The sequence below is a fragment of the Rhodococcus sp. 05-339-2 genome (assembly GCF_002258965.1).
Lineage (GTDB): Bacteria > Actinomycetota > Actinomycetes > Mycobacteriales > Mycobacteriaceae > Rhodococcoides.
Window position 1 is genome coordinate 575,795 of sequence record NZ_NOYW01000021.1, and the last position, 16,269, is coordinate 592,063.

Sequence of the window (16,269 nt, forward strand, 5' to 3'; positions counted from 1 at the left end):
GCTTGCATGATGCTGCATAATAAACCGCATGATTACTTCGGAGGCGACGCCGCGGCGCGTCGCGGTCGCGGGTGCCAGCGGATACGCCGGCGGTGAGATTCTCAGGCTGCTGCTCGGGCACCCGGGAGTGCGCGACGGTTCGTTGATCATCGGCTCTCTGACCGCGGGCGGCAATGCAGGCGCGACGCTGGGTGAATTCCATCCCCACCTGTTGCCACTGGCAGATCGCGTTCTCGGTCCCACCACTGTCGACGAACTCGCCGGGCACGATGTCGTGTTCCTCGGCCTCCCACACGGTAAGTCCGCCGAGCTCGCACTGCAGCTGCCCGATTCCGTGCTGATCATCGATTGCGGTGCCGACTTTCGCCTCACCGACGGTGCGGCCTGGGAGAAGTACTACAAGAGTCCTCACGCGGGCAGTTGGCCGTACGGCCTGCCGGAGCTGCCGGGCGGCCGCGAGCGGCTCGTCGGTGCCACCCGCATCGCCGTTCCCGGGTGCTACCCGACGGTGTCGTCTCTCGCGCTCGCACCCGCGGTCGCCGCAGGCATCATCGAGCCTCGCGTCAATATCGTTGCCGTGAGCGGTACCTCGGGTGCCGGTCGCGCTCCCAAGGCCGATCTTCTGGGTTCGGAGGTGATGGGTTCGGTTCGGGCGTACGCGGTTGCCGGCGCGCATCGCCACACCCCCGAGATCGTGCAGAACCTCTCGGCCGTCGCCGGTAGCGCTGTTGCGGTGTCCTTCACGCCGGTTCTCGCCCCGATGCCGCGCGGGATCCTCGCCACCTGTACCGCGGTCACCACCGCCACACAGGCACAGGCCGTGGAGGTGTACGAAAAGGCATACGCCGCAGAGCCGTTCGTGCACGTGCTGCCGGCCGGCCGGCTTCCGCAGACCGGTTCGGTCATCGGATCGAACGCCGTGCAGATGAGCGTGTCGGTCGATGCAGACGCCGGCTTGCTCGTCGTGATCGCGGCCATCGACAATCTGGCCAAGGGCACAGCGGGAGCAGCAGTCCAATCCATGAATCTCGCACTGGGAATCACCGAGACCGAGGGTCTCTCTACCGTAGGAGTAGCACCATGAGCAGCGTCGGGAGCCAGGTGGAGGCCGTCGGCACGGTTGCGGGCAAGCTCGTGCGCACACAGGGTGTCACCGCTCCCGCGGGGTTCCGTGCCGCCGGTATTCCGGCCGGTATCAAGGCAAGTGGCAAGTCCGATCTGGCCCTGGTGTTCAACGAGGGTCCCGACTTCGCGGCAGCGGGTGTGTTCACCCGCAACAAGGTCAAGGCAGCGCCGGTGTTGTGGTCTCGGCAGGTGCTGTCCACCGGTCGACTGCGTGCGGTGATCCTCAACTCCGGTGGTGCCAACGCCTGCACGGGTGCGCCCGGGTTCCAGGACGCGCACCGCACGGCCGAGGAAGTGGCGTCGGCACTGAGCAATTGGGGTTCCGAGACCGGCGCTGTCGAGGTTGCCGTCTGCTCGACGGGTCTCATCGGTGACCGGCTCCCGATGGACAAGCTGCTGCCCGGCGTGACCGAGGTCGTGCACGAACTCGCAGGTGGCATTTCCGGTGGTACCGATGCGGCGTACGCGATCATGACCACCGACACCGTGCCCAAGCAGGCGGCTGTTCATCATGCCGACAAATGGAACGTCGGCGGCATGGCCAAGGGGGCAGGCATGCTGGCGCCGTCGTTGGCCACGATGCTCAGTGTCATCACCACCGATGCCGTTGCCACCGCAGACCAGCTCGACAAGGCGCTGCGCGCGGCGACCCGATTGTCCTACGACCGGCTCGACGTCGACGGCGCATCGTCGACCAACGACACGGTGCTGCTGCTCTCCTCCGGGGCCAGTGGAGTGGCACCGTCACAGGATGAACTCGACGCCGCGGTCCTGGCGGTGTGCGACGACCTGGCCGACCAGATGATGGCCGACGCCGAGGGCGTGACCAAGCGGGTGCGGATCACCGTGTCGGGCGCGGTGTCCGAGGACGAAGCCCTGATCGGTGCACGCACGGTCGCCAGGGACTCTCTGACCAAGACGGCACTGTTCGGTTCCGATCCCAACTGGGGCCGCGTTCTCGCGGCAATCGGCATCGCCCCGATCGAGCTCGACCCGGATCGAATTGCCGTGTCCTTCAACGGCAGTCCGGTGTGCATCGACGGCGTGGGAGCGCCGGGCGCTCGCGAGGTCGACCTGTCCGGTGTCGACATCGAGGTGACCATCGATCTGGGTCTGGGCGCGGGGTCGGCCACCATCCGAACGACCGACCTCTCGCACGCGTACGTCGAAGAGAACTCGGCGTACTCGTCATGACTTCCGCCGCACTGGATTTGACGGCCGCGCAGAAGGCGTTCACCCTCGCCGAGGCACTGCCGTGGCTGCAGCGATTCTCGGGCAAGATCGTCGTGGTGAAGTACGGCGGAAACGCCATGATCGACGACGATCTGAAGCGGGCGTTCGCGGCCGACATGGTGTTTCTGCGCACCGTCGGAATTCATCCGGTCGTCGTGCACGGCGGAGGGCCGCAGATCTCGGCCATGCTGACCAGACTCGGCCTGGCAGGTGAATTTCGCGGCGGATTCCGCGTCACCACGCCCGAGGTCATGGACGTTGCGCGGATGGTGCTGTTCGGACAGGTCGGGCGCGAGCTCGTCGGCCTGATCAACGGTCACGGTCCGTATGCCGTGGGGATCTCCGGTGAGGATGCGCACCTGTTCACCGCGACGCGTCGGACCGTGCTGGTCGACGGCATCGACACCGACATCGGCCTCGTCGGCGACGTCACGTCGGTGAACCCCGCTGCGGTGTTCGATCTCATTGCAGCAGGACGCATTCCGGTGGTGTCCACCATCGCTCCCGACCGCGACGGCGTCGTGCACAACATCAACGCCGACACTGCGGCCGCGGCGCTGGCCAGTGCCATCGGTGCCGAGAAGATGGTGGTGCTCACCGATGTCGAAGGCCTGTACACCGATTGGCCCGATCGCAGCTCGTTGACCTCCGAGATCGACGCGTCCGCGCTCGAGGCGTTGCTGCCCTCGCTCGACGCCGGGATGGTGCCGAAGATGGAAGCGTGTCTGCGTGCGGTTCGAGCGGGTGTGCCGTCGGCGCATGTCATCGACGGTCGCGTCGAACATTCCGTGCTGGTGGAGCTGTTCACCGGTGAGGGGATCGGCACCATGGTCACCCCCGATCATTCTTCTACGTCAGGAGTCATGCCATGACCGGCACCGAGTCCACCCTCGATCTGCAACAGCGGTGGTCGAATTCGTTGATGGACAACTACGGTGTTCCCCGTGTGGCGCTCGTGCGCGGCGAGGGTGCGGTGGTGACGGACGCCGACGGAAAGCAGTACCTGGATCTGCTCGCTGGTATCGCCGTGAACATCCTCGGACATGCCCATCCGGCGGTGATCGAGGCGGTCACCGCTCAGCTGTCCACCCTCGGACACACCTCGAATCTCTATGCGACAGAACCCGGTATCGCGTTGGCCGAGCAGTTGCTCGCGCACCTCGGTGCTGGGGCCACCGGTCGGGTGTTCCTGTGCAATTCGGGAACCGAGGCCAACGAGGCGGCCTTCAAGATCGCTCGCCTGACCGGTCGCCCCAACATCGTGGCAGCCGAGAAGTCCTTCCACGGACGGACGATGGGTGCTCTCGCACTGACCGGTCAGCCGGACAAGCGGATCCCGTTCGAACCGATGCCTGCAGGCGTGCAGCATGTACCGTATGGCGATGTGGCAGCTCTTGAAGCTGTGGTCGATTCCGATACTGCCGCAGTGTTTCTCGAGCCGATCATGGGCGAGGGCGGTGTGGTGGTTCCGCCCGAGGGCTACCTCCTCGCCGCGCGTGAGATCACCGCGAAGCACGGTGCACTGTTGGTCCTCGACGAGGTGCAGACCGGTATAGGCCGTACGGGATGGTTCTACGCCCACCAGTCCGTCGGCATCGTGCCCGACGTGATCACGCTCGCCAAGGGCCTGGGCGGTGGCCTGCCCATCGGTGCATGCATCGGCATCGGAGCGGCGGGGGAGTTGCTGCATCCGGGCAAGCACGGCACCACGTTCGGTGGTAACCCCGTATGCGCTGCGGCGGCTCTGGCCGTCCTGCGCACCGTTGCCGACGAGGATCTGATCTCGCACGCGGACAGCATCGGCAAGACGATCGCGCACTCCATCGAGAGTCTCGATCACCCTCTGGTGAGCCATGTTCGGGGTTCGGGACTACTCCTCGGCGTGGTCCTCACCGCCGCCGTCGCACCGGCGGCCGAAGCGGCCGCGCGCGAGGCGGGCTTCCTCCTCAATGCGGCACAGCCCGACGTGCTCCGGCTCGCACCACCGTTGATCATCACCGAAGAGCAAGCCGCGTCGTTCGTGACGGCGTTACCGGCCATTCTCGACGCAGCACAGGAGGCTCATCAGCCATGACCGTTCAGCACTTCCTCCGGGACGACGACATCACGCCGCAGCAGCAGGGTGAAATCCTCGCTCTGGCAGCAGAGCTCAAACGTGCACCGTTCTCGAAGCGTCCTCTCGAAGGCCCCAAGGGGATCGGTGTCATCTTCGAGAAGAACTCGACGCGTACTCGCTTCTCGTTCGAGATGGGCATCGCTCAGTTGGGTGGCCATGCCGTCGTCGTGACAGGTCGCGACACACAGCTCGGTCGTGAGGAGACTCTTCAGGACACCGGCCGAGTTCTCTCGCGCTACGTCGAAGCGGTCGTGTGGCGCACGTTCGGACAGAAGCGGCTCGAGCAGATGGCCACCGGCGCAACCATTCCGATCGTCAACGCCCTCTCCAACGAGTTCCACCCCTGCCAGGTTCTGGCGGATCTGCAGACCCTGATCGAGCACAAGGGAAATCTGCAGGGCCGCACCTTGGCCTACTTCGGTGACGGTGCCAACAACATGGCGCACTCGCTGCTGATCGGCGGTGTCACGGCCGGGCTGAACGTGCGGATCGCCGCGCCAAAGGATTTCGCGCCGCTCGGCTACGTACTCGACGCGGCGCAGGCTCGCGCCGAGGAAACCGGGGCCACCATCACCATCACCGAGGACCCGGTCGAGGCAGCCACCGGTGCCGACGCGCTCGTCACCGACACCTGGACGTCGATGGGCCAGGAGAACGACGGTCTCGATCGCGTCGCCCCGTTCCGGCCCTATCGAATCGACTCCGATCTGCTCTCGAAGGCCCAGTCGGATGCCGTTGTGCTGCACTGCCTGCCCGCACATCGCGGCGAGGAGATCACCGACGAGGTGCTCGACGGTCCGCAGAGCGTCGTCTGGGACGAGGCCGAGAATCGCCTGCACGCGCAGAAGGCTCTGCTGGTGTGGCTTCTCGAACAGGCCAATCGACCATGAGCGAGGACGTCACTGCGGTGCCGTTGACGGCGTCGACCCGCGCGGGCAGGCAGGCGCGGATCATCGCGTTGCTGGCCACGCATCAGGTACGTAGTCAACCGCAGCTGGCGTCGTTGCTCGCCGCCGAGGGAATCGACACCACTCAGGCGACGCTCTCGCGGGACCTGGAGGAACTGGGTGCGGTGAAGCTGCGCGCACCCGACGGTGGAGTGGGGGTGTACGTCGTGCCCGAGGACGGCAGCCCGGTTCGCGGAGTGTCCGGCGGCACCGATCGGCTCCTGAAGTTGCTGGGTGAGTTGTTGGTGTCCACCGATCACAGCGGAAACCAGGCCGTGCTCCGAACACCACCCGGCGCGGCGCACTACCTGGCCAGCGCTCTCGATCGCGCTGCGATGCCCGAGATCGTCGGGACCATCGCAGGAGACGACACGATTCTGTTGATCGCCCGCGAGCCACACACCGGTGGCGAGGTCGCGGACAAGATCGAAAAGCTTGCTCGACGCGGTGACTGAGATCCGGTTACCCATCATGCGCAACAAGAACAACGAAGGAGCTTGAACACCATGGCCGAACGCGTCATTCTCGCCTATTCCGGCGGACTCGACACCTCCGTCGCCATCAGCTGGATCGGGAGGGAGACCGGCAAGGAGGTCGTCGCTGTCGCCATCGATCTGGGGCAGGGCGGGGAGGACATGGACCTCGTGCGCCAGCGTGCGCTCGATTGCGGCGCAGTCGAATCCGTCGTCGTCGATGCCAGGGACGAGTTCGCCGACGAGTACTGCCTGCCGACGGTGCAGTCCAACGCCCTGTACATGGATCGGTACCCGCTCGTGTCGGCCATCAGCCGTCCGTTGATCGTCAAGCACCTCGTGGAGAACGCGCGGGCGCACGGTGGAACCGTTGTCGCACACGGGTGCACGGGCAAGGGCAACGACCAGGTTCGGTTCGAGGTGGGTTTCAACACACTCGCTCCCGAGCTCGAGGTGTTGGCACCGGTTCGCGACTACGCATGGACGCGCGAGAAGGCGATCGCGTTCGCCGAGGAGAACGACATCCCGATCAACGTGACCACCAAGTCGCCCTTCTCGATCGACCAGAACGTCTGGGGGCGCGCGGTGGAGACCGGTTTCCTCGAGGACCTGTGGAACGCGCCGACCAAGGACGTCTACGACTACACCGAGGATCCGACGGTCAACTTCCAGGCCCCGGACGAACTGATCGTCTCCTTCGACAAAGGTCGTCCCGTCGCGATCGACGGTCGACCGGTGTCGGTCCTCGAAGCGATTCAGGAGCTGAACACTCGCGCGGGCGCGCAGGGTGTCGGCCGCTTGGACGTTGTCGAGGATCGGCTCGTCGGAATCAAGAGTCGCGAGATCTATGAGGCACCCGGTGCCATGGTGCTCATCCGGGCCCACGAGGAGCTCGAGCACGTGACCCTCGAGCGCGAGCTCGGTCGCTACAAGCGCCACACCGACCAGAAGTGGGCCGAGCTGGTGTACGACGGCCTGTGGTACTCCCCGCTCAAGGGCGCTCTCGACACGTTCGTGCAGCACACGCAGGAGCACGTTTCCGGCGACATCCGCCTGGTCCTGCACGCGGGCGGGATCATCGTCAACGGACGCCGCAGTGGTGAGTCGCTGTACGACTTCAACCTCGCCACCTACGACGAGGGCGACACGTTCGACCAGTCCGCGGCCAAGGGATTCGTTCAGCTGCACGGACTCTCGTCGAAGATCGCCGCGAAGCGGGACCTGGGCCTGTGACGAATTCGGAGATCTCACACGGAACCAACGAGGGTTCGCTCTGGGGTGGCAGATTCGCATCCGGACCGGCCGCCGCCATGGCGGCGTTGAGCAAGTCGACGCACTTCGACTGGGTACTCGCGCCGTACGACATCCGCGCATCCATGGCGCACGCCCGGGTGCTGAACGGTGCCGGACTGCTCACCCCGCAGGACCTCGAGACCATGCTCGACGGTTTGCAGCGTCTCGCCGACGACGTCGCCTCCGGTGCGTTCGTGGCAGCCGATTCCGACGAGGACGTGCACGGCGCTCTCGAACGCGGTCTGATCGATCGTGTCGGACCCGAGGTCGGGGGCCGGCTGCGCGCGGGCCGGTCGCGTAACGACCAGGTCGCCACGCTGTTCCGGATGTGGCTGCGCGACGCCGTCCGTCGGGTGTCCGTCGGCGTTCTCGATGTGGTCGACGCGTTGGCCACCCAGGCAGCGGCGCATCCGACGGCCGTGATGCCGGGCAAGACACATTCGCAGGCCGCGCAGCCGGTGTTGCTGGCGCATCATCTGCTCGCGCACACCCATCCGTTGCTGCGCGACGTGCAGCGCTTCGCGGACTTCGACACGCGAGCAGCGGTGTCGCCGTACGGTTCCGGGGCTCTCGCCGGTTCGTCACTGGGTCTGAGTCCGGAGAAGATCGCAGCCGAGCTCGGATTCGACTCGTCCGCCGAGAACTCGATCGACGCCACGTCCTCGCGCGACTTCGCGGCCGAGGCTGCGTTCGTGTTGGCGATGACGGCGGTCGATCTGTCTCGGTTCGCCGAGGAGGTCATATCGTGGAGCACGCCCGAGTACGGCTACGTCACATTGGCCGACGCATGGTCCACGGGCAGTTCGATCATGCCGCAGAAGAAGAATCCGGATGTCGCGGAGCTGACCCGCGGAAAGACCGGTCGACTGATCGGAAACCTCACCGGTCTACTGGCCACGCTCAAGGCACAACCGTTGGCCTACAACCGTGATCTCCAGGAGGACAAGGAGCCGGTGTTCGACTCGGTGGCGCAGCTCGAGCTGTTGCTGCCTGCACTCACGGGATTGACGGCAACGCTCGAATTCCACACCGAGCGCATGGCCGAACTCGCACCGGCCGGGTTCACGCTCGCCACCGACATCGCCGAGTGGATGGTGCGGCAGGGGATCGCGTTCCGCGTAGCTCACGAGGCCGCGGGTGCCTGTGTCCGAGCGGCCGAGGCGCGAGGCGTCGGGCTGGCGGATCTGACCGACGACGAGCTCGCCGCGATCGATCCTTCCCTCACGCCGGCCGTTCGTGAGGTGCTCACGGTGGAGGGTTCCATCTCGTCGCGGGACGCCCGCGGTGGCACCGCCGCGGTGCAGGTGGCGCATCAGCTCGGGGGCGTGCGAGCCACGGCGTCGATGCTGCGTACGTGGGCCGAGGAACCGGTGCTGCGGCACTGAGTGCGCAATCGACATCCCTGCCGGTTCGTCGAGTGTGATGTGAGAAGCTTTCGTCACGCGAAGACCGATGCCGGTCGTTCCGTCGGGGCCGAACGCAGGAGTGTACTTGTGGGACTGAATGCAGACGCCGTACGCGGCCCACTGCGCCGTGCCATCGCCACGGCGCAGAACGGTCTCGAGGTCATCCGTCTCGGTGGGCTCGAGACCGAGGTGGACCCGTCACCGTTTCGGGTGATGGACCGCGAGCCGATGTATCGGCTTCGTCGTTACTTCCCCGACGATGTTCCTGCGGACAGTCCTCCGGTGGTGCTGATTCCTCCGATGATGGTCTCCGCGGACGTCTACGACGTGACGACCGACCAAGGGGCCGCGGGAATCCTGCACGGCATGGGGTTGGATCCGTGGGTCGTCGACTTCGGTTCGCCCGATACCGAGGAAGGCGGATGGGGCCGCACGCTCGCCGATCACGTCGTGGCGATCAGCGAGGTCGTCGACAAGGTGCACGAGCACACCGGTCGCGATGTACACCTGGGTGGCTACTCTCAGGGTGGAATGTTCTGCTATCAGGCCGCTGCGTATCGGGGCGGCCGAAATCTGGCCAGTCTCATCACCTTCGGGGCTCCGGTCGATACACTCGCCGGTTTGCCTCTCGGGATCCCGGCCGGAGTGGCGACGCGAGGTGCGGAGTTCCTGGCCGACCATGTGTTCACGCGGCTTGCCGTGTCGGGGTGGATGGCTCGCACTGGATTCCAATTGCTCGATCCGGCGAAGACAGTGCGGTCGCGCTTGGATTTCTTGAGGCAGTTGCACGATCGTGAGGCGCTGCTGCCACGCGAGCCGCAGCGACGCTTTCTGGCGATGGACGGGTGGGTGGCCTGGTCCGGCCCGGCCGTTGCCGAGTTGCTGAAGCAGTTCGTCGTGCACAACCGCATGATGACCGGCGGGTTCGTCATCAAGGACAGACTGTTGACTCTGGCAGAACTGACGGTGCCGGTGTTGGCCTTCGTCGGCGAGGTGGACGACATCGGGCAACCGCTTGCCGTCCGCGGCATCCAGCGCGCTGCCCCGCGTGCGCAGGTCTTCGAAACAACCTTGCGCGCAGGCCATTTCGGCTTGGTTGTCGGCAGTACCGCGGCTGCGCAGACGTGGCCGACGACGGGAAACTGGATTCGGTGGCGTGAAGATCTCGGACCCAGGCCCGAGGCGGTACGCGTCATGGAACGCGAGGATCACGGTGACAGCGACAGCGGAGTGTCGATCACCAATCGACTGATTCATACCGCTGCCTCCATCGCCGAAGTCGGCGTCGGTGTCGGCCGCGGGCTGGCGTCGGCCGCGACGGGGGCGGTGCGCGGTACCCGGGAGATCTCGTCCGAAGCCGTGCGTACGTTGCCGAGGCTCGCCCGCCTGGGGCAGATGCAGCCCCACAGCCGAGTCTCCTTGGGCCGCTTGATCGCCGAACAGGGACGTAAATCTCCGAACGGCGAGTGCTTCCTGTTCGACGATCGAGTGCACACCTACGATGCCGTGAACGTCCGCATCGACAACGTGGTGCGCGGTCTGATCAGCGTCGGCGTGCGGCCTGCGTCGCGTATCGGAGTGCTGATGGAGACCCGCCCCAGCGCGTTGGCTGCCATGGCGGCGCTCTCGCGGATCGGGGCGGTGCCTGTTCTGCTGCAGCCTGGCAGCGACCTGACTGCAGCCTTGCGGACCGTCGACGTCGACACGGTGATCGCGGATCCGGAGAACGTGGCAGCTGCAGTGTCGGTGACGCCGAACGTCCTGGTGCTCGGCGGCGGAGACACGCGGACGCTCGACGTCCCGTCCGGATACGAGGTCACAGATCTCGAGGCCATCGATCCCGACACGGTGCGTTTGCCCCAGTGGTACGAGCCGGATCCGGGTCGTGCCCGCGAACTGGCGATGATCCTGTTCACGACTACCGATCACGGTCTCGAACCTCGATACATCACCAACCACCGCTGGGCCTTGTCCGCTTTCGGTACGGCCACCACTGCTGCTCTCGGTCCCGGCGATACTGTGTATTGCCTTGCGCCGCTGCATCATTCGGCTGGAATTCTCGTCACGATCGGTGGTGCACTCGCGGGCGGATCGCGGATCGCACTGTCGCGTGGTCTCGAGCCCGAGAGGTTCAGCGAAGAGGTCTACCGCTACGGCGTCACGGTCGTGAGCTACACCTGGACGATGATGCGTCAGATCCTCGACGACGGCCGATTCCCCGTCGACTCCGGTCACCCGGTGCGGCTGTTCATCGGATCCGGCATGCCGGTGGGGCTGTGGCGACGCACTCTTGCAAGATTCAGCCCGGCTCGGGTACTCGAGTTCTACGCCTCCACCGAGAACGACGTGATTCTGGCCAACGTCGCAGGCTCGAAGATCGGATCCAAGGGCCGACCGTTGCCCGGTAGCGCACGGGTTGCATTGGCGGCCTACGACCCGATCACCGGGCGTCTAGAAGAGGACGACGAGGGCTTCGTTCGACAGTGCCGCGACGACGAGATCGGACTACTCCTCGGCCGACCGAGCGGAGACGGCGAAGCGACCAGTCACGTCATGCGGGGAGTGTTCGAACCCGCGGACGCGTGGATCCCCACCGAGAACCTGTTCCGTCGCGATTCCGACGGCGACTACTGGCTCGTCGACCGCAAGGACACCGTCGTGCGATCGGCCTGCGGGCCGGTGTACACCCAACCGATCGTCGACGCGGTGGGTGACCTGGATCAGGTCGATTCGGCTGTGGTGTACGGAGTGCGGGTGACGTCCGATCGGCCACGATCGGTGCGCGTCGAGGCATCGGCCACCGAGGTGGCCGTCTGCGCCATATCGCTGCAACCGGAAGCGGTGATCACCGCTCGTGCGTTGACGGACACTCTCGGCGTGCTGCTGCCGGCGGAGCGCCCGGCGATCGTGCACGTGGTGCCCGAAATTCCGGTGGGTCGCGCGTACCGACCGACCGCGACGGCGTTGAAGCAGGCCGGCATTCCGACGCCGAGTGCGCGTTCGTGGTACTACGACTCCGAGTCGAACAGCTATCGTCGAATGACGAAAGCTGTTGTGGCCGAGCGGTTCGTCGGACGAGAAGCCGCCGCCGAACAATCGTCGTAGCAATGACGTCATAGCAATGACTCCGTGCAGAACGGAACGTGTTCGGTAGCGTAAGCGAGTACACCACTTCCGGTTCGACCGGATCAGAACGAAGGACACCCGTGGCAATCGATTCGACACTGCTTTCCATTCTTGCGTGCCCAGTGGACAAGGGACCGCTGTTGTTGATCGAAGGGGAACTGCTCTACAACCCGCGACTTCGGCGTGCATACCCCATCGAGAACGGAATTCCGGTGTTGCTCGCGGACGACGCCCGCGATGTCGACGACGCCGAGCACGAGTCGATCCTGTCGCGCGCCACGTCCTAGTACTTTCCGTCGGTCACCCCGCGTTCGTCGACCACTGGGTTCGTCGACTACGGCGTTCTACGACTACGGGGTTCTACGACGCAATGTCGCGGCGGCTCCGATCAGCGCGGCGACGGTGAAAGCCATGACCAAGGCGAGGTCGGTCCACATACGGCCGGTGGCCGCGGGGTACCGGGCTATCTCCTGGAGCGCGTCGACCAGGTAGCTCAGCGGCAGAACATCGCTGATCGCGCTCAGCCAGTTCGGCATCTGGTCTCGTGGCACCAGTAGTCCGCACAGGAACAGCTGCGGAATCACGACGACCGGCATGAACTGAACGGCTTGGAACTCGGTGCGAGCGAACGCGCTGCACAGCAGTCCGATGGCGACGCCGAGCATCGCTCCCAGGACTGCGATCACCAGAACCCATCCGACCGAGCCCTCGATGTCGAGCCCGAGGAATCCGAACGCGACGGTGCACGCGAGCAGCGCTTGACCGACAGCGGCGAGCGAGAAGGCGGACCCGTAGCTTGCAAGCAGGTCCAATTTGGACATCGGCGTCGTCAGCAGGCGCTCGAGCGTTCCGGAGGTGCGTTCACGCTGCATCGAGATCGACGTGATCAGGAACATGACGACGAACGGCAGGATGCCGAGCATCGTGATGGCGATCCGATCGAACAACGACTGCTGGTTCGGCTGGGTCGGCACGTCTTGGTAGAGGTAGTACAGCAACACCATCAGCAGGGACGGAACGAGCAGCACCATGGCGACCGATCGATGGTCGGCTCTGAGCTGGCGCAGGATGCGGCCGGTGCCGGCTGCATAGATCCGCGCGTTCACGATGTCTGTTCCATGGATCTGACGAGAGACAGGAATGCGCGATCGAGGGTCGTTTCGTTCGTGCGTGCGAGTAGGGCGTCAGGGCTCGATTGGGCCAGCATGGTGCCGTCGCGCATCAGAACGAGACGGCTGCAGTGCTCGGCCTCTTCCATCACGTGGCTCGAGACCAGCACCGTTGTGCCTCGTGCTGCGATATCGGCGAAACGTGACCACAGCTCGGAGCGCAGCACGGGATCCAAGCCGACGGTCGGTTCGTCGAGCACGATCAGCTCGGGCTCGGCAATGAGCGCACTGGCCAGGGATACCCGCCCCAGTTGACCACCCGAGAGTTCGCCCGCCCGTGACGATGCGTGGTCGGCCAGGCCGACCGACTCGATGGCGGACGCCACGTCCGCGCGGCGGCGACCGTACAGCGACCCGAAGTACTGCACGTTCTCGCGAACGGTGAGATCTCGATAGACACTCGGTGCCTGGGGCACGTAGCCGACCGTGCGGCGCAATGGTGCCGAGCCAGCCGGAGATCCGAGGACTGTCACGGTTCCGCTGTCCACGATCTGAGTGCCGACGATCGCACGCATCAGAGTCGTCTTGCCGCAGCCCGACGGACCGAGAAGTCCCGTGATGGCTCCACGAGGGATCGTCAGGGACAAACTGCGCAGCACCGTTCGTTTGCCGCGGCGAACCGTCAGCCCTGTGATGTCGACGGCGTGTTGACCGGTGAACGCCATGTCGGCCTCCAGACTCGTCGGATGTTGCAGTAGTAGCCCCGTCGCGCTCGGTGGTCAAGGGCGAAGCATCATGGGAGGGATGAATGCCGTTGAGTTGGAGACCGGGGAGCCCGACGACGCAGCGCGACGCATCCTCGGTGGAACCATCACCGTGGGCGACGTGTCCGTGCGCATCGTCGAAGTCGAGGCCTATGGTGGTCCGCTCGACGGTCCGTGGCCCGATCCGGCCGCGCATTCCTTCCGGGGGCCGACCGCTCGCAACGAGGTGATGTTCGGTCCTGCAGGTCGTCTCTACGTCTACCTGAGTTACGGAATGCATCTCTGTGTGAACGTGAGCTGCGGCCCAGACGGTACGGCCGCTGCTGTGTTGCTTCGTGCGGGTGAGGTGGTGGCGGGCCACCACGTCGTCGAGAGCAGGCGTGCCGGCCGCGGCCCACGATCGGCGCGGGTCGAGGCCGGTTGGGCCCGCGGGCCGGGCAATCTCGGTCGAGCAATGGGCGTGTCGCTGGAAGACAACGGAAAGGACGTGTTCGACGCGTCGTCGCCCGTCACCCTCGACCTTCTCGAACGCCCGCTGCACGAGAAGGTAGTTGGATCCGGCCCACGGGTGGGGGTGAGTGTCGCGGCCGATCGTCCGTGGCGCTTCTGGGTGCTCGGGTCACCGTCGGTATCGAGCTACAAACGCAGTCCTCGCGCCGCCGCTCCCGGTGGCTCGGAGGCCTGACCGACGTGTGGATGCGTCCATGCAGGAGAATCGACGTCGTGAGTGAGAACATCATCGACGAAATGACCTGGCGTGGACTGATCGCGCAGTCCACCGATGTGGACGCGCTGAAGAAGGCCACATCCGAGGGCCCGATCACGCTGTACTCCGGCTTCGATCCGACCGGTCCTTCGCTGCACGCAGGGCACCTCGTGCCGTTGCTGGCGCTCAAGCGTTTTCAGCGGGCAGGCCACCGTCCGATCGTTCTCGCCGGTGGTGCCACAGGACTCATCGGTGACCCGCGCGATGTGGGGGAGCGGACCATGAATTCCCGCGAGGTCGTCACCGACTGGGCGTCGCGTATCCGTGGACAGCTCGAGCGGTTCGTCGATATGGACGAGAGCCCGACGGGCGCAGTGGTGGTGAACAACCTGGCCTGGACGGGGGAGTTGTCCGCGATCGACTTTCTCCGCGACATCGGCAAGCACTTCTCGATCAACGTGATGCTTGCTCGCGAGACGGTCAAGAACAGGCTCGAGAGCGACGGAATGTCGTACACCGAGTTCAGCTACATGCTGCTGCAGGCGAACGACTACGTGCAGCTTCGCCGCCAGTACGGCTGCAGCCTCCAGATCGGTGGCTCCGATCAGTGGGGAAACATCATCGCCGGGGTGGAACTCAACCGGCGTCAAGACGCCGAGTCGGTCCATGCAATGACGGTTCCGCTGGTCACGTCCGCCGATGGGAAGAAGTTCGGTAAATCCACCGGAGGCGGCAGCCTGTGGCTCGACCCGGAGATGACGAGCCCGTACGCCTGGTACCAGTACTTCGTGAATACCGGTGACGCGGATGTGGTGAAGTACCTGCGCTGGTTCACCTTCCTGTCCAAGGACGAGTTGGCAGAACTCGAGTCGGCGACCACCGAGCGTCCGCACGCGCGCGAAGCGCAGAAGCGCTTGGCCGCAGAGATGACCACGCTTGTCCACGGTGAAGCGGCGACGCGATCGGTCGAACTCGCCAGCCAGGCGCTCTTCGGGCGGGCCGAACTGACGGAACTCGACGAGAAGACGCTCGCCGCCGCACTACAGGAAGCGTCTGTGGCGGATATCGAAGCGGGTGCGCCGAACACCATCATCGATCTGCTCGTCGCTACCGGGTTGAGCGAAAGCAAGGGCGCTGCCCGACGCGCGGTCAAGGAGGGTGGCGCATCGGTCAACAACGTCAAGATCTCCGACGAGGAGTGGACGCCCGGCGCGGACGATCTCCTGCACGGCCGGTGGTTGGTGGTGCGACGCGGAAAGCGGAACTTCGCCGGAGCCCGAATCCTCGGCTAGATGTTCGATGGCTGCCAGTGGCCGGAGTCACATCCGTGTAATTTGGTTACGACGCCCGTCAGGTGGGTAAGTGACGCGGTGCGACCAGGTCGTTCACGCGAACCATCCGTGAACGACCTGGGGATTTGACGCGTTGTTATCCGGGGCGTAACTTTGTCCAGGTCAGAGCGACACGGACGCCAGCCCAGACCGCAAGGCCTGAGCGACGCGGAGTTCGCCTTCGACAAGATGAAGTCGATCGGATCGCAAGATTTCGACCTCTTCACGGATGAGAAGCCAGTTTGACTGTGCTCGATCATCTGATCTAAGCTGGAACGGTTGCCCCGGACACCCACGAGCTTCAGCTCATCGGTGAATGGTGTGTGCGTGTTCTTTGAGAACTCAACAGTGTGTCGATGAATGTCAGTGCCGAATGTTTTTGGCGCTCATGCCTTTTGGGGTGTGGGTGTGACATCTTCTTGCTTCATTCTTCCCGTCTGAGGTGAGAGGGTTTTGTTTGAAATGCTAGTTGAGTTTATTTTGCTAGTGATTTGACTCTTTATGTTTATGACTGATTCGCAGTTTCGGCTGTTGATCGAGAGTCTTTTACGGAGAGTTTGATCCTGGCTCAGGACGAACGCTGGCGGCGTGCTTAACACATGCAAGTCGAGCGGTAAGGCCTTTCGGGGTACACGAGCGG

At 64.9% G+C, this 16,269-nt stretch carries 14 protein-coding genes and 1 rRNA gene; 13 read left to right on the forward strand and 2 right to left on the reverse strand.

From position 1 onward, the window contains the following. Nucleotides 1-28: 28 nt before the first annotated feature. From argC to CH273_RS27240, 10 genes are all read left to right on the forward strand, one after another. A complete protein-coding gene (argC, locus tag CH273_RS27195) occupies nucleotides 29-1,084 on the forward strand; it encodes an N-acetyl-gamma-glutamyl-phosphate reductase (RefSeq protein WP_032394293.1) in 1,056 nt (351 codons plus the stop codon). Then, entirely contained in the window at nucleotides 1,081-2,319 is a 1,239-nt protein-coding gene (gene argJ / locus CH273_RS27200; RefSeq protein ID WP_032394292.1) for a bifunctional glutamate N-acetyltransferase/amino-acid acetyltransferase ArgJ, read from the forward strand. Before argC ends, argJ begins: the two co-directional genes overlap by 4 nt. After that, nucleotides 2,316-3,230, forward strand: coding sequence for an acetylglutamate kinase (gene argB / locus CH273_RS27205; RefSeq protein WP_032394291.1), 915 nt, complete (start codon nucleotides 2,316-2,318; stop codon nucleotides 3,228-3,230). The genes argJ and argB overlap by 4 nt, the downstream gene beginning before the upstream one ends. Continuing rightward, the gene (locus tag CH273_RS27210) at nucleotides 3,227-4,432 is read left to right on the forward strand and encodes an acetylornithine transaminase (RefSeq protein ID WP_032394290.1); all 1,206 of its coding nucleotides are present in this window, start codon (nucleotides 3,227-3,229) and stop codon (nucleotides 4,430-4,432) included. Before argB ends, CH273_RS27210 begins: the two co-directional genes overlap by 4 nt. Beyond that, the gene (gene argF, locus CH273_RS27215; protein ID WP_032394289.1) at nucleotides 4,429-5,364 is read left to right on the forward strand and encodes an ornithine carbamoyltransferase; all 936 of its coding nucleotides are present in this window, start codon (nucleotides 4,429-4,431) and stop codon (nucleotides 5,362-5,364) included. Before CH273_RS27210 ends, argF begins: the two co-directional genes overlap by 4 nt. Further along, the gene (locus CH273_RS27220) at nucleotides 5,361-5,876 is read left to right on the forward strand and encodes an arginine repressor (protein WP_032394288.1); all 516 of its coding nucleotides are present in this window, start codon (nucleotides 5,361-5,363) and stop codon (nucleotides 5,874-5,876) included. The genes argF and CH273_RS27220 overlap by 4 nt, the downstream gene beginning before the upstream one ends. A 51-nt stretch (nucleotides 5,877-5,927) precedes the next feature. Next, a complete protein-coding gene (locus CH273_RS27225; protein WP_032394287.1) occupies nucleotides 5,928-7,127 on the forward strand; it encodes an argininosuccinate synthase in 1,200 nt (399 codons plus the stop codon). Then, nucleotides 7,124-8,572, forward strand: a complete 1,449-nt coding sequence (gene argH / locus CH273_RS27230; protein WP_230596634.1) for an argininosuccinate lyase — start codon at nucleotides 7,124-7,126, stop codon at nucleotides 8,570-8,572. The genes CH273_RS27225 and argH overlap by 4 nt, the downstream gene beginning before the upstream one ends. A gap of 108 nt (nucleotides 8,573-8,680) precedes the next feature. After that, nucleotides 8,681-11,698: an AMP-binding protein gene (locus CH273_RS27235; RefSeq protein WP_032394671.1), complete on the forward strand. Its 3,018-nt coding sequence runs from the start codon at nucleotides 8,681-8,683 to the stop codon at nucleotides 11,696-11,698. A 101-nt stretch (nucleotides 11,699-11,799) separates the two neighbouring features. Continuing rightward, on the forward strand, nucleotides 11,800-12,006 hold the full coding sequence (locus CH273_RS27240) for a Trm112 family protein (RefSeq protein WP_032394286.1): 207 nt from the start codon (nucleotides 11,800-11,802) through the stop codon (nucleotides 12,004-12,006). Nucleotides 12,007-12,069: 63 nt separating this feature from the next. Here CH273_RS27240 and CH273_RS27245 read toward each other — a convergent pair whose 3' ends face one another. Continuing rightward, nucleotides 12,070-12,825 carry an ABC transporter permease gene (locus CH273_RS27245; protein WP_032394285.1) on the reverse strand — a complete coding sequence of 252 codons (756 nt, stop codon included), beginning with the start codon at nucleotides 12,823-12,825 and terminating at the stop codon, nucleotides 12,070-12,072. Then, nucleotides 12,822-13,553: an ABC transporter ATP-binding protein gene (locus CH273_RS27250; RefSeq protein WP_032394284.1), complete on the reverse strand. Its 732-nt coding sequence runs from the start codon at nucleotides 13,551-13,553 to the stop codon at nucleotides 12,822-12,824. The genes CH273_RS27245 and CH273_RS27250 overlap by 4 nt, the downstream gene beginning before the upstream one ends. Before the next feature lie 79 nt (nucleotides 13,554-13,632). Here CH273_RS27250 and CH273_RS27255 point away from each other — a divergent pair, with 79 nt between their 5' ends. The 3 genes from CH273_RS27255 to CH273_RS27265 all read left to right on the forward strand — a co-directional run. Further along, on the forward strand, nucleotides 13,633-14,277 hold the full coding sequence (locus CH273_RS27255; RefSeq protein WP_032394283.1) for a DNA-3-methyladenine glycosylase: 645 nt from the start codon (nucleotides 13,633-13,635) through the stop codon (nucleotides 14,275-14,277). Nucleotides 14,278-14,315: 38 nt separating this feature from the next. Further along, nucleotides 14,316-15,590 carry a tyrosine--tRNA ligase gene (tyrS, locus tag CH273_RS27260; RefSeq protein ID WP_032394282.1) on the forward strand — a complete coding sequence of 425 codons (1,275 nt, stop codon included), beginning with the start codon at nucleotides 14,316-14,318 and terminating at the stop codon, nucleotides 15,588-15,590. Between the two features lie 584 nt (nucleotides 15,591-16,174). Beyond that, nucleotides 16,175-16,269, forward strand: a 16S ribosomal RNA gene (locus CH273_RS27265); the annotation flags it as partial.